Origin of the sequence: Aminobacter niigataensis (assembly GCF_946995915.1) — a bacterium.
GTDB lineage: Bacteria > Pseudomonadota > Alphaproteobacteria > Rhizobiales > Rhizobiaceae > Aminobacter > Aminobacter niigataensis.
Window position 1 is genome coordinate 450,793 of the sequence record NZ_OX341517.1, and the last position, 19,383, is coordinate 470,175.

18 protein-coding genes and 1 pseudogene are annotated in these 19,383 nt (G+C 66.0%); 4 read left to right on the forward strand and 15 right to left on the reverse strand.

Annotated elements, in window-relative coordinates; translation table 11 throughout:
• Position 1 precedes the first annotated feature (1 nt).
• The 4 genes from tauC to O1Y97_RS02205 all read right to left on the reverse strand — a co-directional run bounded on the left by tauC (position 2) and on the right by O1Y97_RS02205 (position 3,164).
• On the reverse strand, positions 2 to 859 hold the full coding sequence (tauC, locus tag O1Y97_RS02190) for a taurine ABC transporter permease TauC (protein ID WP_318762920.1): 858 nt from the start codon (positions 857 to 859) through the stop codon (positions 2 to 4).
• Positions 856 to 1,629 carry a taurine ABC transporter ATP-binding protein gene (locus tag O1Y97_RS02195; protein ID WP_318762921.1) on the reverse strand — a complete coding sequence of 258 codons (774 nt, stop codon included), beginning with the start codon at positions 1,627 to 1,629 and terminating at the stop codon, positions 856 to 858. The genes tauC and O1Y97_RS02195 overlap by 4 nt, the downstream gene beginning before the upstream one ends.
• A gap of 90 nt (positions 1,630 to 1,719) precedes the next feature.
• Positions 1,720 to 2,733: a taurine ABC transporter substrate-binding protein gene (gene tauA, locus O1Y97_RS02200; protein WP_318762922.1), complete on the reverse strand. Its 1,014-nt coding sequence runs from the start codon at positions 2,731 to 2,733 to the stop codon at positions 1,720 to 1,722.
• Between the two features lie 185 nt (positions 2,734 to 2,918).
• Positions 2,919 to 3,164, reverse strand: coding sequence for a DUF982 domain-containing protein (locus O1Y97_RS02205; RefSeq protein ID WP_318762923.1), 246 nt, complete (start codon positions 3,162 to 3,164; stop codon positions 2,919 to 2,921).
• 255 nt (positions 3,165 to 3,419) lie between these two features.
• Here O1Y97_RS02205 and O1Y97_RS02210 point away from each other — a divergent pair, with 255 nt between their 5' ends.
• From O1Y97_RS02210 to O1Y97_RS02220, 3 genes and pseudogenes are all read left to right on the forward strand, one after another.
• On the forward strand, positions 3,420 to 4,550 hold the full coding sequence (locus O1Y97_RS02210) for an efflux RND transporter periplasmic adaptor subunit (protein WP_404801241.1): 1,131 nt from the start codon (positions 3,420 to 3,422) through the stop codon (positions 4,548 to 4,550).
• Positions 4,547 to 5,611: an efflux RND transporter periplasmic adaptor subunit gene (locus O1Y97_RS02215; RefSeq protein WP_318762925.1), complete on the forward strand. Its 1,065-nt coding sequence runs from the start codon at positions 4,547 to 4,549 to the stop codon at positions 5,609 to 5,611. The genes O1Y97_RS02210 and O1Y97_RS02215 overlap by 4 nt, the downstream gene beginning before the upstream one ends.
• Position 5,612: 1 nt before the next feature.
• Positions 5,613 to 8,694 (forward strand): annotated as a pseudogene (locus O1Y97_RS02220) (efflux RND transporter permease subunit).
• 18 nt (positions 8,695 to 8,712) lie between these two features.
• Here the strand turns inward: O1Y97_RS02220 and O1Y97_RS02225 are convergent.
• From O1Y97_RS02225 to pcaD, 11 genes are all read right to left on the reverse strand, one after another.
• Entirely contained in the window at positions 8,713 to 9,429 is a 717-nt protein-coding gene (locus O1Y97_RS02225) for an ABC transporter ATP-binding protein (protein WP_108605863.1), read from the reverse strand.
• Positions 9,410 to 10,174: an ABC transporter ATP-binding protein gene (locus O1Y97_RS02230; RefSeq protein ID WP_318762926.1), complete on the reverse strand. Its 765-nt coding sequence runs from the start codon at positions 10,172 to 10,174 to the stop codon at positions 9,410 to 9,412. The genes O1Y97_RS02225 and O1Y97_RS02230 overlap by 20 nt, the downstream gene beginning before the upstream one ends.
• Positions 10,171 to 11,181: a branched-chain amino acid ABC transporter permease gene (locus tag O1Y97_RS02235; protein ID WP_318762927.1), complete on the reverse strand. Its 1,011-nt coding sequence runs from the start codon at positions 11,179 to 11,181 to the stop codon at positions 10,171 to 10,173. The genes O1Y97_RS02230 and O1Y97_RS02235 overlap by 4 nt, the downstream gene beginning before the upstream one ends.
• Entirely contained in the window at positions 11,182 to 12,045 is an 864-nt protein-coding gene (locus O1Y97_RS02240; RefSeq protein WP_108609594.1) for a branched-chain amino acid ABC transporter permease, read from the reverse strand. It lies immediately after the preceding gene.
• A gap of 63 nt (positions 12,046 to 12,108) precedes the next feature.
• A complete protein-coding gene (locus tag O1Y97_RS02245; protein WP_108609595.1) occupies positions 12,109 to 13,281 on the reverse strand; it encodes an ABC transporter substrate-binding protein in 1,173 nt (390 codons plus the stop codon).
• A 151-nt stretch (positions 13,282 to 13,432) separates the two neighbouring features.
• A complete protein-coding gene (gene pobA, locus O1Y97_RS02250) occupies positions 13,433 to 14,605 on the reverse strand; it encodes a 4-hydroxybenzoate 3-monooxygenase (protein ID WP_318762928.1) in 1,173 nt (390 codons plus the stop codon).
• A gap of 89 nt (positions 14,606 to 14,694) precedes the next feature.
• The gene (locus O1Y97_RS02255) at positions 14,695 to 15,759 is read right to left on the reverse strand and encodes a 3-carboxy-cis,cis-muconate cycloisomerase (protein ID WP_318762929.1); all 1,065 of its coding nucleotides are present in this window, start codon (positions 15,757 to 15,759) and stop codon (positions 14,695 to 14,697) included.
• Between the two features lie 4 nt (positions 15,760 to 15,763).
• Positions 15,764 to 16,378 carry a protocatechuate 3,4-dioxygenase subunit alpha gene (pcaG, locus tag O1Y97_RS02260; RefSeq protein WP_318762930.1) on the reverse strand — a complete coding sequence of 205 codons (615 nt, stop codon included), beginning with the start codon at positions 16,376 to 16,378 and terminating at the stop codon, positions 15,764 to 15,766.
• Positions 16,378 to 17,133 (reverse strand): protocatechuate 3,4-dioxygenase subunit beta, encoded by a 756-nt coding sequence (gene pcaH, locus O1Y97_RS02265; protein ID WP_318762931.1) that lies wholly within the window; start codon positions 17,131 to 17,133, stop codon positions 16,378 to 16,380. The genes pcaG and pcaH overlap by 1 nt, the downstream gene beginning before the upstream one ends.
• On the reverse strand, positions 17,130 to 17,528 hold the full coding sequence (pcaC, locus tag O1Y97_RS02270; RefSeq protein ID WP_108605870.1) for a 4-carboxymuconolactone decarboxylase: 399 nt from the start codon (positions 17,526 to 17,528) through the stop codon (positions 17,130 to 17,132). Before pcaC ends, pcaH begins: the two co-directional genes overlap by 4 nt.
• Positions 17,529 to 17,535: 7 nt before the next feature.
• On the reverse strand, positions 17,536 to 18,333 hold the full coding sequence (gene pcaD / locus O1Y97_RS02275; RefSeq protein WP_183263149.1) for a 3-oxoadipate enol-lactonase: 798 nt from the start codon (positions 18,331 to 18,333) through the stop codon (positions 17,536 to 17,538).
• Between the two features lie 94 nt (positions 18,334 to 18,427).
• On the opposite strand from pcaD, the gene pcaQ reads away from it, so the two are divergent.
• Positions 18,428 to 19,345: a pca operon transcription factor PcaQ gene (gene pcaQ / locus O1Y97_RS02280; RefSeq protein WP_108605872.1), complete on the forward strand. Its 918-nt coding sequence runs from the start codon at positions 18,428 to 18,430 to the stop codon at positions 19,343 to 19,345.
• Positions 19,346 to 19,383: the final 38 nt, after the last annotated feature.

The window sequence follows — 19,383 nt, forward strand, 5'->3', positions numbered from 1 at the left end:
GTCAGTCGCGCCCGGCCCAGGGCACCAGCCTGCGCTCCACAAAGCGCAGGCCAAATTCGAGCACGAAGGCGACCGCTGCGATGACCAGGATGCCCATGACGACGACGTCGGTGACAAGGAACTGCGCCGCCGACTGGATCATGAAGCCGAGGCCGCGCGTTGCCGCCACCAGTTCGGCGGCGACCAGCGTGGTCCAGCCGGCGCCGAGCGCGATGCGCAGGCCGGTGAGGATCGACGGCAACGCGCTGGGCAGCACGACGAAGCGGATGACCTGCCGGCGCGTCGCGCCGAGCGAGCGGGCCGCACTGAGACGATCCTGCTGGACGTTGCGCACGCCCGAGGCGGTGGACAGCGCAATCGGCGCCACCATGGCAATAGCGATGACCAGCACCTTGGCGGACTCGCCGATGCCGAACCAGATGATGATCAGCGGCAGGTAGGCGAGCGGCGGGATCGGCCGCAGGAACTCGAGCACGGGATCGAAGATGCCGCGGCCGACGCGGCTCGCGCCGATGGCGAGCCCGATCGGAATGCCGACTAACGTTGCCGCCACCAATGCTGCGAAGACGCGCCCCAGCGAAGCGAGCAGATGCTGGGCAAGCGTCGCGTCGACGAACCCCTGGGAGGCCACATTCCAGAACTTGGCCAACACATCCTGCGGCGGCGGCAGGAACAGCGGCGCGACCAGCCCGAGCCTGGTAACGAGAGTCCATACCAGAAGGGCTGCCAGTATGGTGATGGCGCTGATGGTTCGCGACGACAGCTCGCGGCGGGGTGTATCGCTGCGCGGCCAGCGCACCGTCGCGCGTTCAGGATCGGCCAGGTCGCGCCGGCCGCGTTCGGCCTGCAGCAGGGTCATGCCGGCTCTCCCTCGAAAATCGCGTCGGCAAGCTCGGCCCGGGCTGAGGCGAAGGCCGGATCGGCCTTGATCGAGCGGACGGGCTCGCCAGCGGCATAGCGCCGGCTGAAGCCGGCCTCGAAGCTCAGCGCAATGCGGCCGGGATCGGGCGCCATGACGACGACGCGGGTGCCGAGCAGCAGCGCTTCCTCGATGCCGTGCGTGACCATCAGCACGCCGAGATTGCCCGGCGCCCAGATGTCGAGCAGCAGCGTCTGCATGCGCTCGCGCGTCAGCGCATCGAGCGCGCCGAGCGGCTCGTCCATCAACAGGAAGTCGGGCTCGGCGGCGAGCGCGCGGGCAAGGCCGACGCGCTGGCGCATGCCGCCCGACATCTCCCACACCGGCTTGTCGCCGAGGCCGTCGAGCCGGACGCGCCTGAGCAGTTCGTTGGCGAGGGCGTGGCGCTGCCGCTCACCGATGCCGCGCACTCTCAGCGCGAAAGCGACGTTGTCGCGCGCCGAGAACCAGGGAAACAGCGCGTCGCTCTGGAAGACGACGGCGCGGTCGGCCCCTGGCCCCTCGATCGGCCGGCCGTCGACCGAGACCTCGCCGCGCTCGGGCAGAACCAGGCCCGCGGCGGCGTTGAGCAAGGTCGACTTGCCGCAGCCGGAACGTCCGGTGAGCACGACGAACTCGCCCTGGCCGACGGAGAGCGATGCACCCTCGACCGCCGGCCGAGGCTGCCCGGAATAGCGCACGGCGATGTTGCAGAGCGAAAGCGTCGACATCGTTGGGTCTCCTGGAAAAAGGGATGCCCCGGCCGGGAGGAGCCGGCCGGGGTCTGTGCCCACGCGGGAGGACGCGGGCCGGCTGGCGCCTCAGTTGGAGGCGAGCGCCTCGGTAATGTATTTCGACGTCACGTATTTCGAATAGTCAGGCTGAACGGCGTCGATCTTGCCCTGCTCCTTGAGGAAGGCCGAGGTCGCCGCGACGGCCTTGACGGTGTCGCCGCCGAGGAACTTGACTGATGCCTGTTCTTCCAGCGTCGGGAAGACGTAGCCCTTGAGCAGGGCCGGCACTTCCTCGACCTTGGCGCCGGTCAGGCGGGCGATCTTCTCGGCCTGCGGCGAGCCCTTGTCCCAGGCTTCCGGCTTGGCGAGGAATTCGGCATAGGCAGCACCCGTCACCTTGACGAAGTCACGCACGGCGGCCGGGTTCTTCTCGGCGAAGTCGGCGCGGACGATCCAGGCGTCGAAGGTCGGCGCGCCCCATTCGGCGACCTTGGCCGAGTCGAGCACGACCTTGCCGGAGGTCTTGATCTGGCCGAGCGCCGGATCCCAGACGTAAGCCGCGTCGATGTCGCCGCGCTGCCAGGCGGCGGCGATTTCCGGCGGGCGCAGATTGAGGATCTCGACCGACTTGGGATCGACGCCCTCGTGTTTGAGGGCTGCGAGCAGGCTGTAGTGCGTGGTCGAGACGAAGGGCACGGCGACCTTCCTGCCGGCGAGATCGGCGGCCTTCTCGATGCCTGCACCGTCGCGGGCGACGAGCGCTTCGGATTCGCCGATCAGGCCGACGACAAAGATGGTCTCGATCGGCAACTGGCGGCTGGCGGCAGCGGCCAGCGGGCTCGAGCCGACATAGCCGATGTCGACCGCGCCGGATGCGATGGCGGCAATGACATCGGCCCCGGAATCGAACTTGCGCCAGTCGATGCTGGCCTTGGTGGCAGCCTCATAGGCGCCATCGGCCTGCGGCACTTTCGAGGGCTCGACCACTGTCTGGTAGGCGATGGTGATCTTGAGGTCCTCGGCATGGAGAGAGCCGACGGACGGCGCAATAGACAGAGCGGCAACGGTGGCGAGCAAGGCACGGCGCGTGAAATCTGACATGGGCTTCCCCCTCGGGGTTGAATGACGATGCCCATTCAGGATGGTAAATTCTACAAACTCTGTAGAGTTAATTTATGCTGCAAAACCCGGCCGGCGAGGAAATGTCCTGCCCGTCTTTGCGGCATACAGGGGCGGTGCCGTTCGCCGTGCGGCGAACGGGCGGCGCCGGAAACATGGCAAGTGGGTCAGACCAGGATGCCGATCTCATCGGCAGCAGCGACGAGTGCCTGCCGCGCCGCCTTGTGCGAGCGGGTGCCGGCGAGCGCCGCCGAGACCGTCTCGACCGCCTCGCGGTAGAGCGGGCCGCTGCGCTTGGCGTGCGGCCAATCAACCAGCGCCTCGTAGGCGCCCTTGACGGTCGTGACTTCGCGCTGGGTGCTTTCCGGTCCGATGCGAATCGAAACCGGACTGTCAAAGAGCATTCGATCCATAAGGGCCTCCGACGTCCATTCCTTGAGCATCCGATCTCCCCAAACCGGCTCCCCACTTCGGGTCCGATGCTCTGCAACCCCTTTCAACGCACCGGAATCGCTCGGGTTCCGTGTCCAAATCTGCCAAACATCACACCCGTGTTACCCTCCCAAAACCGTGATCCAAAACACCCGTCACCGGCCTGACAAGAAATTCGGCTAGCCGTTGCCGGATGGAATTCTCCGTCGTAGCCTGAGGCGAAGCGATTTTGGGGGATGTACATGACTTCCGCGAACCCGAACCCGTCAGGCACTCATGGCAGAACGCCTGCCCGCGCCAATTCGACATCCTCGCTCGCCTTGCTTGCCCTGTGCCTTTCATTGCCCCTGGCCGCCTGCCAGAAGCAGGAGGCGGCCGAACGGCTGCCGGTGGTGGTCCGCGCGATTGACGTGAAGCTGTCCGACTTCGCCCCGGCCACGTCGCTGACTGGCGTGATTGCCGCCCGCACGCTCAACAGCCTGTCGTTCCAGGTCGGCGGGCGCGTCTCGGAACGCACGGTCGATGTCGGCCAACGCGTCGAGAAGGGCGAGGTACTGGCCAGGCTCGATCCGCAGGAGCAGCAGTCCGACGTGCGCGCGGCGCAAGCCAGCCTCGATTCCGCTGACGCGCAACTGCGGCAGGCGTCGGCTGCCTTCGACCGCCAGAAGACTTTGCTTGCCCAGGGCTTCACGACGCGGCGCGAATATGACCTCGCCGAACAGTCCCTGCGCGTGGCGCGAAACGGTGTCGAAGCCGCGCAGAGCCAGCTTGCCAATGCCAAGGACCGGATGGGCTATACCGAATTGAAGGCCAGTGCGTCCGGCGTGGTGACGGCACGGACGATCGAGGTCGGCCAGGTGGTGCAGGCGGCACAGACGGTGTTCACCGTTGCCGAGGACGGCGACCGCGACGCGGTGTTCAACGTCGACGAGGCCATGGTTGCCCGGACCCCGGTGGCGCCGGTGGTCAAGATATCATTGATCTCCGACCCGAAGATCGAGGCGACAGGCGAAGTGCGCGAGGTCTCGCCCGCCGTCGACCCGGCCTCCGGCTCGATCCGCGTCAAGGTGGCGGTGCCCGATACGCCGGCACAGATGCCGCTCGGCGCGGCGATTACAGGCACGATCACCGCCAAGCCACAAAAGGCCATCGTGCTGCCGTGGCAGGCGCTGATGTCGGAGAATGGCCGGCCGGCCGTGTGGACCGTCGACCCCGGCACCAAGGCGGTGGCGATGGTGCCGATCGAGGTGCTGTCATTCGCTTCCGGCGTCGTGGTCGTGTCGAAGGGACTGGAGGCGGGGCAAACCGTCGTTGCGCAAGGCGGCCAATTGCTGAGCCCCGGCCAGGTGGTGGAGGTGGCACCATGAGATCACTCGCGCCGATCGGCCTGATGGCCGTGCTGGCACTGGCCGGCTGCAGCCAGGAACAGGCCCCGCCTCCCGAGGTGATCCGCCCGGTGCTGTCCATCGTCGTCGAACCGCATGCACGGACGGTGCAGGGTTTCGCCGGCACCATCCAGCCGGAATTTTCCGCAGACCTCGCCTTCCGCCTGCTGGGGCGGCTGGTGGCGCGCGACGTCGGCGTCGGCGACCAGGTCGCCAAGGGAACGACGCTCGCGGCCATCGACCCGCTGGCGCTGGAGCTTTCCATGCAGTCGGCACGCGCCGACCTGTCGACCGCCGAGGCGCAGTTCGCCAACGCCTCGGCCAGCGAAGAACGCCAGCGCACCCTGCTCCAGGAATCCAACACGTCGCAGGCGGTCTACGATTCCGCCAAGCAGGCGCTGGATTCAGCCGCCGCCAATGTCGAAAGGGCACGCGCTGCCCTTGCCAAGGCACAGGAACAGCTCGGCTATGCCCGGCTGTTCTCCGATTTCGACGGCATCGTCACCGCCGTCGGCGCTGAAGTCGGCCAGACCGTATCGCCCGGACAGATGGTGGTGACGGTGGCGCGCTCCGACGCCCGCGAGGCGGTGGTAGACGTTCCCGACCAGATGGAGAGCGAACTGAAGGAAGGCGTCGAATTCGAAGTGTCGCTGCAATCGGCGCTGTCGCTGCGCACCAAGGCGCATGTCCGCGAAATCGCACCGCAGGCCGATGCCTCGACACGGACCCGGCGGGTGCGGCTGGCGCTGACCGAGCCGCCGACCGCCTTCCGGCTGGGTTCGACGGTGACGGCCGTGCCGGTATTGAAGGCCGATGAGGCGATCGACCTGCCGCTGTCGGCGCTTCTGGAGAAGGATGGCAAGAACTTCGTCTGGGTCGTCGACCAGGCTGCGTCGACGGTCAGCCTGCAGGGTATCGAGGTCAAGGCAAAGGATGGCGCCAGCTTCACCGCCGGCGGCATCGAGGCGGGCACCCGGGTGGTGACGGCCGGCGTCAACAGCCTCCAGGAAGGCCAGAAAGTCAGAATACCAGAGGGGGCGTAGCGTGAAGGGTTTCAATCTTTCCGACTGGGCACTGAGCCACCGCTCGATGGTCTGGTATTTCATGCTGATCTTCACGATCGCCGGGGTGTTCGCCTATCTCAACCTCGGCCGCGAGGAAGACCCGAGCTTCACCATCAAGACCATGCTGATCCAGGCCAACTGGCCGGGCGCCTCGGTCGACGAGACGACCAGGCAGGTGACCGACCGGATCGAGAAGAAGCTCGAGGAGCTGGAAAGCCTCGACTTCAGCCGCAGCGTGACCACCGCCGGCCAGACGATCATCTTCGTCAACCTCAAGCCGACGACCAAGGCGCGCGACGTCGCCCCGACCTGGGTGCAGGTCCGCAACATGGTGGGCGACCTGAGGTCGAATTTCCCGCAAGGGGTGCAGGGGCCGTTCTTCAACGACCGCTTCGGCGACGTGTTCGGCAACGTCTATGCCTTCACATCGGACGGGCTGTCGATGCGCCAGCTGCGCGACCATGTCGAGACGGTGCGCACCCGCATCCTGACCATTCCGAATGCCGGCAAGGTGGAGCTGATCGGGGCGCAGGACGAGGTCATCTACCTCGAATTCTCGACGCGCCAGATCGCGGCGCTCGGCCTCAACCAGCAGGCTGTCATCGCCAGCCTGCAATCGCAAAACGCGATTGCGCCGTCGGGCGTCATCCAGGCCGGGTCGGAACGCATTGCGGTGCGCGTCGGCGGCCAGTTCACCTCGGAGGAAAGCCTGAGGGCAATCAACCTCAGGGTCAACGACCGCTTCTTCCGGCTGAGCGACGTCGCCACCATCAGCCGCGGCTATGTCGATCCGCCGACCGCGCTGTTCCGGGTCAATGGCGAGCCGGCGATCGGGCTGGCGATCGGCATGAAGCCCAACGCCAACCTGCTGGAATTCGGCGAGGCGCTGAAGGAGCTGATGCATGAGGTGACGGGCGAACTACCGATCGGCGTCGGCGTGCACCAGGTTGCCGACCAGCCGGCCATTGTCGAGCATGCCGTCTCCGGCTTCACGCGGGCGCTGTTCGAGGCCGTCGATCGTGCTCGCCGTTTCCTTCATCAGCCTGGGCATGCGCGCCGGCTTCGTTGTCGCGCTGTCGATCCCGCTGGTGCTGGCGATCACCTTCCTGGTCATGGCCTATCTGGGCATCTCGCTGCAGCGCATCTCGCTCGGCGCGCTGATCATCGCGCTCGGGCTTCTTGTCGACGATGCGATGATTGCGGTGGAGATGATGGTAGCGCGGCTGGAGGTCGGCGACTCGCTAAGGAAAGCGGCGACCTATGTCTACACCTCGACGGCGTTTCCGATGCTGACCGGCACGCTGGTCACCGTCGCCGGCTTCGTGCCGATCGGGCTGAACAGCAGCCAGGCGGGCGAATACACCTACACGCTGTTCGTCGTCATCGCGGTGTCGCTGCTCTTGTCATGGATCGTGGCGGTGCTGTTTGCGCCGCTGCTCGGCGTCACGCTCCTGCCGGCAACGATGAAGAAGCACGACGAGCGGCCGGGCCGCGTTGCCGCTGGCTTCTCCCGCATCCTCAATTGGGCGGTGCGCCGCCACTGGCTCACCATCATCGCCACCGTCGTGCTGTTCGCGCTGTCGGTCGTCGGGCTGACCTTCGTGCAGCAGCAGTTCTTCCCGCCCTCCGACCGGCCAGAACTGATCGTCGACTGGAATCTGCCGCACAACAGCTCGATCGCCGAGACGCGCGCCGAGATCGAGCATTTCGAGGAGATCGCGCTGAAGGGCAACGCCGATATCGACCACTGGAGCTCATATATCGGCCAGGGCGCGGTGCGCTTCGTGCTGGCCTACGACGTGCAGCCGGCCAATCCCTATTTCGGCCAGACGGTCATCGTCACCAAGGATCTGGAAGCGCGGCATCGGGTGCAGCCGGCGATCGAGAAGATCCTGCGGGAACAGTTCGTCGGCACCGACGCCTTCGTCAAGACGCTGGAACTCGGGCCCCCGGTGGGCCGGCCGGTGCAATATCGCGTCAGCGGTCCCGACGTTCAGACGGTACGGACCCTGTCGCAGCAGCTGGCCGGCATCATCTCCGCCAATCCGAAGATTCAGGCGCCGAGCTTCGACTGGAACGAGCCGTCGCGCGTGCTCAAGGTCGAGGTGCTGCAGGACAAGGCGCGCCAGCTCGGCATCACCTCCGAAGATATCGCCAGCGCGATGAACAGCGTGGTCGGCGGCGTGGCGATCACCCAGGTGCGCGACGCGACCTACCTGATCAACGTAGTGGTGCGGGCCCAGGACGTCGAGCGCGGCTCGATCGAGACGCTGCGCAATCTGCAGATCCCAACCGGCAACGGCGAGGCGATCCCGCTCGCGACGGTCGCCGATTTCCGCTACGAACTGGAACAACCGACGATCTGGCGGCGCAGCCGGATGCCCACCATCACCGTCAAGGCCGGCATGGTCGGCGACACCTTGCCCGACACCGTGGTTGCAGAGCTCAAGCCCGCGGTCGAGGCTTTCGCCGCCAAGCTGCCGGCGGGCTACGCGGTCGTGACCGGCGGCTCGGTCGAGGAAAGCGTGAACAGCCAGGGTCCGATCATTGCCGTCGTGCCGCTGATGCTGTTCATCATGGCGACGGTGCTGATGATCCAGCTGCAGAGCTTCCAGCGGCTGTTCCTGGTGGTGGCTGTGGCGCCGCTGGGCCTGATCGGCGTGGTGGCGGCGCTGGTGCCGACCGGCCAGCCGCTCGGCTTCGTGGCGCTGCTCGGGGTGCTGGCGCTGGTCGGCATCCTGATCCGCAACTCGGTGATCCTGATCGTGCAGATCGAGGAGCTGATCGCCACGGGCACAAACAAATGGCACGCGGTGATCGAAGCCTCGGAGCACCGCATGCGGCCGATCGCGCTGACCGCTGCCGCAGCCAGCCTGGCGTTGATCCCGATCGCGCGCGAGGTTTTCTGGGCGCCGATGGCCTATGCGATGATGGGCGGCATCCTCGCCGGCACCGCGATCACGCTGCTGTTCCTGCCGGCGCTCTATGTCGCCTGGTTCAGGATCAAGGAGCCGAGCGAGGCGACACCGACGACCGAGGCTGCCGAGGCAGTTGTCGGGTAGCGAGCGTTTTTCGGCGGCTCAGTGCAGGCCGCCGACGCCGAGCAGCTTTTCCACCACTTCGGGCTGGGCGGACAGCTCCGCAGGCGTGCCCGACCAGGCGATGCGGCCGCGCTCGAGGATGATGGCGCGGTCGGCGAAATCGAGCGCGCTCTGGATGCGCTGCTCGACCAGCACGACGGTCATCTCGCCGCCCGAGGCCAGTTGCGAGAACGCCACCATCAGCTCTTCGCAGATGACCGGCGCCAGGCCCTCCAGAGGTTCGTCGAGCAACAGCACGGTCGGCTTGCCGAGGATGGTGCGGGCAGTGGACAGCATTTGCTGTTCGCCGCCGGAAAGCTGGGAACCGAGGTTCCTGCGACGCTCCTTGAGGCGCGGGAACATCTGGTAGGCTTCCTCGATCGCCGAGCGGTCGCGACCCTTGAGCCCGACGAAGAGGTTTTCCTCGACCGTGAGCGAGGGAAAGATGCAGCGCGCCTGCGGCACGTAGCCGAGACCGCTGCGGGCACGCGCCGAGCTTTCCTGGCTGCTGAGATCGGTGCCGCCGAGGCGGATGGAACCGCCATAGCGCCTGGTCTGGCCGGCGATGGTGGCGAGCAACGTCGTCTTGCCCATGCCGTTGCGGCCGAGCACGGCAAGCCGCGAGCCGGCGGGCACGGAGAAAGAGACGTTCTCCAGCACGCGCGTCGGGCCGTAGCCGGCGCTCAGGTCGGCGACTTCAAGCGGCGCTGCGGTCATTGGCGTAGCTTCCGAGATAGGCTTCACGGACACGGGCGTCCCTGGTGACGTCCTGCGGCGAACCGTCGAAGATGATGGCGCCGGCGGCGAGCACGATGACACGCCTGGCGAAGCGAAAAACGAGATCCATGTCGTGCTCGATCATCAGCACGGCGAGGTCGGACGGCAGGCCGGCAAGGGCGGCCTCGATGCGCGGCGTGTCGCTCTGAGGCACGCCGGCGGCCGGCTCGTCGAGCAGCAGCACCTTGGGCTTGAGCGCCAGGGCGAGCGCGATCTCGAGCAGGCGTTGCTGGCCATAGGCGATCTCGGCGACCTTGCGGGTGGCGATGTGGTCGAGGCCGAGCGTGCGCAGCAGTTCGGCGACCTCGGCCATGACGTCCGCCTTGGCCTGGTAGTGGCCGAAGATCGCGCCGGTGCGGCCGGTGCGCTGCATCACGGCGAGCGCCAGGTGTTCTTCCGGCGTCAAGTCGGGAAACAGGCGCGTGACCTGGAACGAGCGGACGAGGCCCTGGCGGACACGCGGCGTCGGCCCCAGTGAGGTGACATCGTTGCCGCCGAGCAGAACCTTGCCGGAATCGGGTTCGAGATGGCCGGTGACGAGATTGACGAAGGTGGTCTTGCCGGCGCCGTTGGGGCCGATCAGGGCCACGCGGTCGCCGGGGTTCATGGTGATCGACACATCCTGCGTGACGGCAAGGCCGCCGAACGCCTTGTTGAGGTTCTGGACCTGGAAGACCGCGCTCATTTGCCGTTCCCCCTGAAACGATCGGCAAGCGAGAGCGCCGTGCCATAGAGCCCACGCGGCGCGAACAGCACCACGGCGATCAGAAGCGCGCCGACGATGGTGAGCCAGTGGAACGGATTGGCCGCCGAGACGAAATCCTCGAACCACATGAAGCTGACGGTGCCGATCAGCGCGCCATAGAGCGAGCCGGTGCCGCCAAGCACGAGCATCACCAGCGCTTCGGCGGAGAGCGTGAAGCTGAGCGAGTCGAGGCCGACGACCTGGGTGGAGATGGCGTTGAGCGCGCCGCCTGTGCCTGCCACGGCGCCCGAGATGACATACATCTTGAGCAGCGTGCCCTGGACCGAAGCGCCCATCGCGCGGATGCGGATCGGGTCTTCCTTGATGCCGCGGCAGAGCATGCCGAAGGGCGAACGGGTGATCAGCCGCAGCACAATGAAGGCGATGACCACCAGCGCGACGGCGAAGCCGTAGGCCGTGCGGCCCCAGAGATCGAAGGCGAAGATACCGAAGATCGGGTCGGGCGAAATGCCCGACAGGCCGTCGCTACCACCGGTATACACGGAGGCCTTGTTGGCAGCCTCGTGGAACAGGTGGACGACGGCGATGGAAAGCACCAGTTGCGCCAGTCCATGGCCGCGCAGGATGACCGCGCCTGAGACGATGCCGGCAACAGCGCCGCCAATGGCACCAACCACGACCATCAGCAGCGGATCGGTGATGCCGAAATGCACGGCGGCGATGCCCGAGGCATAGGCACCAGCGCCGAAGAGTGCGGCATGACCGAGGGTGGCGACGCCGCAGAAACCGGTGACGAGATCGATCGACAACACCAGGAGTGCAATGCCCAGGATACGCGTCAGCAGCGCCAAATTGTTGGGGAACAGGAAGTAGCCGATGGCGGCCACCGCCAGGATGACGGCGAGGCCGAGGATATCGCGCTTGAGCCAGTTCGGGCGAGCGGCGGCCTCAGGCTTGGCGGCGGAGGTGGTTTCGATGGCAGCCATCTAGCTTCTCCTGCCCAAAAGGCCGCGCGGGAAGACGCAGACGATGGCTATGACGGCGAGGTAGAAGAAGAACTCGCCATATTCGGGCAGAAGATATCGGCCTGTGGTGTCGATGGCGCCGAGCAGCAGGCAGGCGAGCAGTGCGCCGGGAATGGAGCCGGCGCCACCGACCGAGACGACGACGAGAAAGGTCACCATGTAGCGCAGCGCGTAATAGGGCTCGATCGGAAGGAGCTCGGCGCCGACAATGCCGCCGAAGGCGGCGAGGCCGACGGCAACCGCGAAGCTGACGGCATAGACGATCCGTGTACGCACGCCGAGCGAGGCGGCCATGGCGGCATTGTCGACCGAGGCGCGCAGCTTGACGCCGAAGGACGTCCTTTCGATCAGGTACCAGAGCGCACCCGCAACAGCGACGCCGCAGGCGATGGCGAACAGCTTGTGAGCGGCAATCGAGCGGAAGCCGAGATCGACCGGACCGCGCAGCGTCTCGGGCAGCGGGATGGTCTTCAGCGTCGGGCCGAAGACGTAGTTGGCGATGCCGATGACGCAGAAGGTGATGCCGATGGTCATCAGCACCTGGGTAAGCTCGGGCGCGCCATAGATGCGGCGGTAGAGGAACCGCTCGACCGGTATGGCGATGATGATGGTGCCGACCACTGCGGCGAGGATGGCGACGCCATAGCCGAAGCCAAGCGTCTGGGTGGCGTAAGAAGCGATGTAGCCGCCGATCATGGCGAATGCGCCATGGGCGAGGTTGACCACGCGCATCAGGCCCATAGTCACCGAAAGTCCTATCGAGATGACGAACAGCACCATGCCATAGGCAAGGGCGTCGATCCCAACGCTGAGAACGGTTTGCATCGTTTGATCCAGCAGCAGCCCGGACGCGTCAGGCATCCGGGCCCTGTCGTTGGCGTAACGCTGTTACTTCAGAGCCGCAAGGCCGGGGTCGCCCTGCTTTTCGAAGGTCGCGATTTCCTTGTTGTAGAAGGTGCCGTCCTCGGCCTTGGCGACCTCGCGCAGATAGATGTTCTGCGTCATGTGACGGCTCTCGGGATCGATGGAGACCGGGCCGCGCGGGCTTTCCCAGGCAAGGCCCTTGACGGCGTCGACCGCCTTCTGGGCGTCCTGCTCGCCGCCGGTGGCCTCGATCATCTTGTAGATGACGTGCATGCCGTCATAGGCACCGACCGAGGGGAAGGACAGTTCGGCCGGATTGCCGATAGCCTTGTGCGCGGCCTCGACGAACTTCTTGTTCTCGGCCGAGTCATGCGAAACGGCGTAGTGGAAGGTGGTGAGCAATCCGGATGCGGCTTCGCCGAGCGCCGGCAGATCGGACTCCTGCGTCAGGTCGCCGGGTGCGAGGAACTGCACGCCTGCCTTGGCAAGGCCGTTGTCATTGTAGGCCTTGACGAAGCCGAGCGTGGTCGGGCCCGACGGCAGGAAGGCGAAGACGGCGTCGGCGCCGGAATCCTTGACGCGCTGCATGATCGGGCTGAAGTCGTTGGTCGACAGCGGCATGCGGACGGAATCGACAACCTCGCCGCCTTCGGCGGTGAAGGTGGTCTTGAAGGCGTTCTCGGAATCGACACCCGGGCCGTAGTCGGAGACCACGGTGATGACCTTTTTGACGCCGCGCTCCTTGGCGACCTTGGCCATCGGCGCCGAGGTCTGCCAGGTGGTGAAGGAGGTGCGCACGACCAGCGGGCTCTTGGTGACGATCGCCGAGGTGGCGGCGTTCATGACGACCAGCGGCACGTTGGCCTGCTCGAGCAGCGGGGTGACCGCCATCGCGTCAGGGGTGAAATAGAAGCCTGCGAGATACTGCACACCTTCCTTGACGACCAGTTCCTGGGCCAGCGCCTTGGACTGGGCCGGGTCGGCAGCCGGCAGGTCGCGGTAGACGATCTCGATGTCGTCGTCGCCGACCTTGGCACCGTTGAGCGCGATCCAGGCGTCGATGCCGGCCTTGAAATTCTTGCCCTGGATGGCGAACGGGCCGGAGAACGGACCGACGACGCCGACCTTGATGGTGTCGGCGAAGGCGGTGCCGGAAAGCGCAAGTACCGCCAGGGCGGCCAAAACAGACTTCTTCAATTTTTCCTCCATCTGGACGAGCCGGCACTGTCGCGCGCGCCGGTCTCGGTATGTCCGTAGCCAAGTGTCATGTTCGAAACGGTAATGTAAAATGAAAAGAATCGCGCAATCCATAACCTGAAAGATATGTGACTGGCGCGATTCCCTTGGATCAATAAGGCAGCCCGACATAGTTTTCGGCGAGCGAGGCGGATGCCGCTTGCGAATGGACGAGATAGACGACTTCGGCCTCCTGGATGCGCTGGCCGAAGTCGTCGGTGTCGGGGAAACGGTGCAGCATGGTGGTCATCCACCAGGAGAACCGCACCGCCTTCCAGACGCGCGACAGGGCGCGGGCCGAATAGGCGTCGATGCCTGCCTGCGACCTGTCCTGATAGAATTCGCGCAGGCCCCAGTAGAGGTAACGCACGTCGCTGGCGGCGAGGTTGAGACCCTTGGCGCCGGTGGGCGGCACGATGTGGGCGGCGTCGCCGACGAGGAACATACGGCCGAAGCGCATCGGCTCGGCGACGAAGGAGCGCAGCGGCGCGATCGACTTCTCGAAGGACGGGCCGGTGACGACGCGCGCCGCAGCCTCGGGTGGCAGGCGCCGGCGCAGCTCGTCCCAGAAGCGCTCGTCGCTCCAGTCCTCGACGTGATCATCGAGCGGGCACTGGACATAGTAGCGGCTGCGGTGGGTCGAGCGCATCGAACACAGCGCAAAGCCCCTGGGATGGTTGGCATAGATCAGCTCGTGGTCGGCCGGCGGCACCTCGGCCAGGATGCCGAGCCAGCCGAACGGATAGGCGCGCTCATAGGTCCTGATCGCGCCTTCGGGCACCGACTTGCGGCTGATGCCATGGAAGCCGTCGCAGCCGGCGATGAAATCGCAGTCGATGCGGTGGGTAGCGCCATCTTTCTCGTAAGTGACGAAGGGCGTGTCGCTGTCGAACCCCTGCGGCAGCACGTTCTTGGCATCGTAAATCGTGGTCAGTCCCGCCGCCTCGCGCTTGTCCATCAGGTCGTGCGTCACCTCGGTCTGGCCGTAGACCGTGACGCGCTTGCCGCCAGTGAGTTGGGCAAGGTCGATGCGATGCAGCCGGTTGTCGAAGGCGAGCGAGATGCCCTCATGCGGCAGACCTTCGGCATGCATGCGCGCTCCGGCGCCAGCTTCGTCGAGCAGGTCGACCATGCCCTGTTCCAGCACGCCGGCACGGACGCGGCCTAGCACATAGTCGCGATCGACGCGCTCGAGGATGACGTTGTCGATGCCGCTGTTGGCGAGCAGTTGCCCGAGCAGGAGCCCGGACGGGCCGGAGCCGATGATGACCACCTGAGTACGCATCTTTTTTCCTTCTACCCGCACCGCCTGCCATCGAGCTGCGGGCCTTCGGCACGCCAAGTGTCAGGCGTTTTGTTGACGGGTGCCGCGGGCTAGTTGCCCGGCCGCGCACCTATGCTTTCGATCTGGCCGGCGAGTGCCGCCGCCTGCCTGAGCGCCGCCGCCGCCGCCACGGCCATCTGCGGCAGGAGCAGCCATTCCAGCGTCCAGGCCGATCCCGAGCGTTCCTGCTCATGCACCAAAGCGTGGTGCATGCCCGACAGTTGCGTGGCGTTGAAACGGGCGAGCGTCACCAGCACCTCGGCCGCCACCGGGTTCTGCTTGTGCGGCATCGCCGAGGAGCCACCGCCTCCGGCGAGCGCAATCTCTGAGCCGTCCTGCGCCATCAGGGCAACGTCCTGGCCGAACTTGCCGAGGCTGCCGGTGATGATCGACAGCAGGCCGGCAAATTCGGCGAGACGATCGCGCTGGCTGTGCCATTGCGGAGCGTCGTGGAGGCCCAGCTTTTCGGCCAGCGATTTCCGCACGGCGAGCGCCTTGTCGCCAAGCTTTTCCAGCGTACCGGCGGCACCGCCGAACTGGACGACGAGAAGTTCGTGGCGGATCGCAGCCAGCCGCGCGCGGTTGCGTTCGACCGGTTCGCGCCAGGCGCGGACACGGTCGGCGACGGTGATTTCGATCGCCGCCTGCATGCGCGTGCGGCCCATCAGCGGACGGGCACCAAATCTCTTCTCCACCGCCGCGAGCGCTGCGGCCGCCTCGGCGAGCAGCGCATCGAGGCGCTCGACAACGGGCTTGAGACGGAGCACCAGCGCCGTGTCGATAACATCCTGGCTGGTGGCGCCGAAATGGACCTTGTCGCCATGCGGTGCGCCGACATGCGCACGCAACTGGCGCACCAGTTCGGGCACGACCACGCCATCGCGGGCGACGGAATTTCTGAGAGCCGCAACGTCGGGCTCGAACGAGGCGAGTGCCGCGACAATCGCATCGGCTGCCTCGCGGCCGATCACGCCCTCGCCTGCCTCGGCCTCGGCCAGTGCGCGCTCGAAGGCAAGCATGGCGGCCAGTTCCGCGTCAGCGGAGAACTGGCCCGCAGTCTCCTCGTCACCGAGAAGGCCGGACAGCAAAGGGTGATCGAATGGAGAACCGGTCATGTGCTCAGACGTCGAAGAACACGGTTTCGTTGTCACCCTGCAGGTGGATGTCGAAGACATAGACATCGTCTTGGCGCGAGGCGATCAGCGTTGACACACGCGAGCGATGCTCGATGCGAGCCAGCACCGGGTCCTCGGCATTCGCCTGTTCTTCGTCGGCAAAATACATCCGTGTCTGCAGACCGAGATTGATGCCGCGGGCAACGATCCAGAAGGTGATGTGCGGGGCCATGAGCAGGCCGGGCTTGTAGGGCACACGGCCCGGCTTGATGGTCTCGAACAGGCATTCGCCCGAGACCATGTCGGTCGGCATGCGGCCCCAGCCGGCGAAGTTGGGATCGGCGGCGCCGCGAATTTCGGTCGGCGAATTGTAGAGGCCGGCGGCATCGGCCTGCCAGATCTCGATCAGCGCATCCTTGAGGGGCGTGCCGGTGCCATCGAGCACGCGGGCGTGCACGGTGATGCGCTCGCCCTTGGTCTTGTCATTAACCATTTCCGTGCCGAGGTCCTTTTCGAAGACGCCGGCGATGCCGCAGAAATTGGGGGTGAGCCCGATATGGACGTAGGGGCCGGCGGTCTGCGAGGGGCTTTCCCTAAGCCGGTTCAGCGACTGGACCATCAGTTGCCCTCCAGGCGATTTTCGAACACCGACGAGCGGCGGCCGCGCAGCACGATGTCGAACTTGTAGGCGCGCGCATCCATCGGGATGGTGGCCTGCATGTCGAGCGCCGCGATCAGAGTCTCGACGGCTGCCCGGTCGGGGATGGTCCTGACGATCGGGCACAGCCAGATCAGCGGGTCGCCCTCGAAATACATCTGGGTGATCAGCCGCTGGGCAAAGCCATGGCCGAAGACCGAGAAGTGGATGTGGGCGGGGCGCCAGTCGTTGACGCCGTTCGGCCAGGGATAGGGGCCGGGCTTGATGGTGCGGAAGGCGTAGGAACCGTCCTCGCCGGTGATGGTGCGGCCGCAGCCGCCGAAATTGGGGTCGAGGGCAGCGATGTAGCCCTCCTTCTTGTGGCGGTAGCGCCCGCCGGCATTGGCCTGCCAGAATTCGAGCAGCGCGCCCGGCACGCCCTTGCCGCGCTCGTCGAGCACGCGGCCATAGACGATGATGCGCTCGCCGATGGCGCTCTCGCCCGGCTGGGCGAAATTGTGGATCAGGTCGTTGTCGAGTTCGCCCAGCATGCCGTGGCCGAAGACCGGGCCGGTGATCTCGGAAATGGTGGTGTCGAGCGACAGCAGCGCCTTCTGCGGAGAACGCAGGACCGAGGTCTTGTAGCCAGGCGTGTAGGCCGGCGGATGCCAGGAGCGGTCGCGCTGGAAGAAGGCGCCGATCTCGGGCTGGCGGTTCGGCTTGGGGTCAATGCTCATCGGCCCGCATCCATTTCGGCAAAGACCTGCTTGGCGATCTTGATGGCGCGGTTGGCCGCCGGCACGCCGGCATAGATCGCGACATGGAGGAAGGTTTCGCAGATGTCCTCGCGCGACGCCCCGGTGTTGGCGGTGGCGCGCACATGCATCGCCACCTCCTCGTCATGGCCCAGGGCTGCCAGCAGTGCCAGCGTCACCATCGAGCGCTCGCGCTTGGTCCAGGTCGGGCGCGCCCAGACCGTGCCCCAGGCGGCTTCGGTGATCAGTTCCTGGAACGGCCGGTCGAAATCGGTGGAGGCCGTTTCGGCGCGGTCGACATGGGCATCGCCGAGTACCGAGCGTCGGACGGCGAGACCCTGGCGATACCTGGTCGAGGCTGGCGCCGATGCGTTCATTGTCAAATCACTCCAGTGGAAGGCGGGCGATGAAGCGCCTGATGAGGGCGACGAGTTCGTCCGGCTTTTCGACGCAAGGGATATGGCCGGCGCCGTCGATGATCTTGAAGCGCGAGCCGGGAATGAGATCAGCCATCGAGCGCACCAGTGCAGGCGGCGTCGAGCCGTCCTGGTCGCCGACGACGCAAAGCGTGGGCACGGCAATCGCCTTTGCCGCCTCGGTGTAGTCGGCGTCGCGCAGGGCGGCACAGGTGCCGGTGTAGCCGGCGAGCGGCTGGCGCGACAGCATGTTGCGGTAGCCAACGAGGTCAGGCTGGCGCTGCTCATGAAACTCGGGCGTGAACCACAGCTTCATCACGCCATCGGCGATCGAGGCGATGCCGTCCTTTTCGACGGCGGCGATGCGCGTGTTCCAGCTGTCGTTGGTGCCGATCTTGTGGGCGGTGTCGCAGAGGACGAGCGCACGGACGAGATCGGGGCGCCTGGCATAGAGGCCCTGCGCGATCAGCCCGCCGACCGACAGGCCACAAACGATGGCGTTCTTGACGTTGAGATGATCGAGCAGGCCGGCAAGATCAACGACATGGTCGTCCATCGAATAAGGAGCCGTCCCCGTGTCCGAAAGACCATGGCCGCGCTTGTCGTAGGTGACGATGGGAAAGTCGCCGGCAAGCCGGACGATAACGTCGCGCCAGATGCGGAAATCGGTGCCCAGCGAATTGGCAAATACCAGGACCGGCTTGTCCGCGGGCCCGCCGATGAGCTGGTGGTGCAGCGTGACGCCGCCGATGTCTGTGAATTGCACTCGATTTCTCCTCTAGAAGACAGTGGATGAGATGTTTGGTTTGGTAAAATGATATTTTGTGGCCTTCTCTTAACTCCTGGGTTATGAAAAGCCCATGATCGAAAGCCGTGTCAGGTTCCGCCACCTCCAGACATTCCTAGAAGTCGCGCGCCAGAAAAGCGTGGTCAAGGCGGCCGGGCTGCTGAACGTCAGCCAACCGGCGGTGACCAAGACGATCCGCGAACTGGAGGAAGCGCTCGGCGTCAGCGTGTTCGAGCGCGACGGCCGCGGCATCAAGATCACGCGCTCGGGCGAAGTGTTCATGCAGCATGCCGGCATGGCGATCACCGCGCTGCGCCAGGGCATCGATTCGGTCGCCAATGCACGGGCAGAGGGCGGGCCGCCGATCCGCATCGGCGCGCTGCCGACCGTTTCGGCGCACATCATGCCGCGGGCGATGAGCCTTTTCCTCGGCGAGGACACGGGCGCCACGATCAAGATCGTGACCGGCGAGAACGCGGTGCTGCTGGAGCAGCTCAGGCTCGGCGAGCTCGACCTCGTGGTCGGCCGCCTGGCCGCGCCCGAGAAGATGACCGGCTTCTTCTTCGAGCACCTCTATTCCGAGCAGGTGGTATTCGTGGTGCGCGCCGGCCATCCGCTGCTCAAGGGCGACACCGACGTGTTCGAGCGGTTGGGCGAGTTCCCGCTGCTGATGCCGACGCGCGGCTCGATCATCCGGCCCTTCGTCGAGCGCTTCTTCATCACCAATGGCGTCGCCTCGATCCCGACCGAGATCGAGACCGTGTCGGACTCGTTCGGCCGCGCCTTCGTGCGCCAGAGCGATGCCGTTTGGATCATCTCGCATGGCGTGGTCAGCGACGAGATCAAGGCCGGTACGCTGAAGATGCTGCCGGTGGACACCACGGAGACACGCGGCCCGGTGGGGCTGACCATGCGCACCGACACGCAGCCTTCGGCGGCATTTTCGATCCTGCTCAAGACGATCCGCGAAGCCGCCGCCGAGCGCGGCTGAGAGCCGCGCCCCCTCGCAATGGCGAGATGCATTCGCTA

What these genes read in the sequence shown, in the direction of transcription:
- tauC (WP_318762920.1), bottom strand. Translation starts at nt 859, where the DNA reads ATGACCCTGCTGCAGGCCGAACGCGGCCGGCGCGACCTGGCCGATCCT.
- O1Y97_RS02195 (WP_318762921.1), bottom strand. Translation starts at nt 1,629, where the DNA reads ATGTCGACGCTTTCGCTCTGCAACATCGCCGTGCGCTATTCCGGGCAG.
- tauA (WP_318762922.1), bottom strand. Translation starts at nt 2,733, where the DNA reads ATGTCAGATTTCACGCGCCGTGCCTTGCTCGCCACCGTTGCCGCTCTG.
- O1Y97_RS02205 (WP_318762923.1), bottom strand. Translation starts at nt 3,164, where the DNA reads ATGGATCGAATGCTCTTTGACAGTCCGGTTTCGATTCGCATCGGACCG.
- O1Y97_RS02210 (WP_404801241.1), top strand. Translation starts at nt 3,420, where the DNA reads ATGTACATGACTTCCGCGAACCCGAACCCGTCAGGCACTCATGGCAGA.
- O1Y97_RS02215 (WP_318762925.1), top strand. Translation starts at nt 4,547, where the DNA reads ATGAGATCACTCGCGCCGATCGGCCTGATGGCCGTGCTGGCACTGGCC.
- O1Y97_RS02225 (WP_108605863.1), bottom strand. Translation starts at nt 9,429, where the DNA reads ATGACCGCAGCGCCGCTTGAAGTCGCCGACCTGAGCGCCGGCTACGGC.
- O1Y97_RS02230 (WP_318762926.1), bottom strand. Translation starts at nt 10,174, where the DNA reads ATGAGCGCGGTCTTCCAGGTCCAGAACCTCAACAAGGCGTTCGGCGGC.
- O1Y97_RS02235 (WP_318762927.1), bottom strand. Translation starts at nt 11,181, where the DNA reads ATGGCTGCCATCGAAACCACCTCCGCCGCCAAGCCTGAGGCCGCCGCT.
- O1Y97_RS02240 (WP_108609594.1), bottom strand. Translation starts at nt 12,045, where the DNA reads ATGCAAACCGTTCTCAGCGTTGGGATCGACGCCCTTGCCTATGGCATG.
- pobA (WP_318762928.1), bottom strand. Translation starts at nt 14,605, where the DNA reads ATGCGTACTCAGGTGGTCATCATCGGCTCCGGCCCGTCCGGGCTCCTG.
- O1Y97_RS02255 (WP_318762929.1), bottom strand. Translation starts at nt 15,759, where the DNA reads ATGACCGGTTCTCCATTCGATCACCCTTTGCTGTCCGGCCTTCTCGGT.
- pcaG (WP_318762930.1), bottom strand. Translation starts at nt 16,378, where the DNA reads ATGGTCCAGTCGCTGAACCGGCTTAGGGAAAGCCCCTCGCAGACCGCC.
- pcaH (WP_318762931.1), bottom strand. Translation starts at nt 17,133, where the DNA reads ATGAGCATTGACCCCAAGCCGAACCGCCAGCCCGAGATCGGCGCCTTC.
- pcaC (WP_108605870.1), bottom strand. Translation starts at nt 17,528, where the DNA reads ATGAACGCATCGGCGCCAGCCTCGACCAGGTATCGCCAGGGTCTCGCC.
- pcaQ (WP_108605872.1), top strand. Translation starts at nt 18,428, where the DNA reads ATGATCGAAAGCCGTGTCAGGTTCCGCCACCTCCAGACATTCCTAGAA.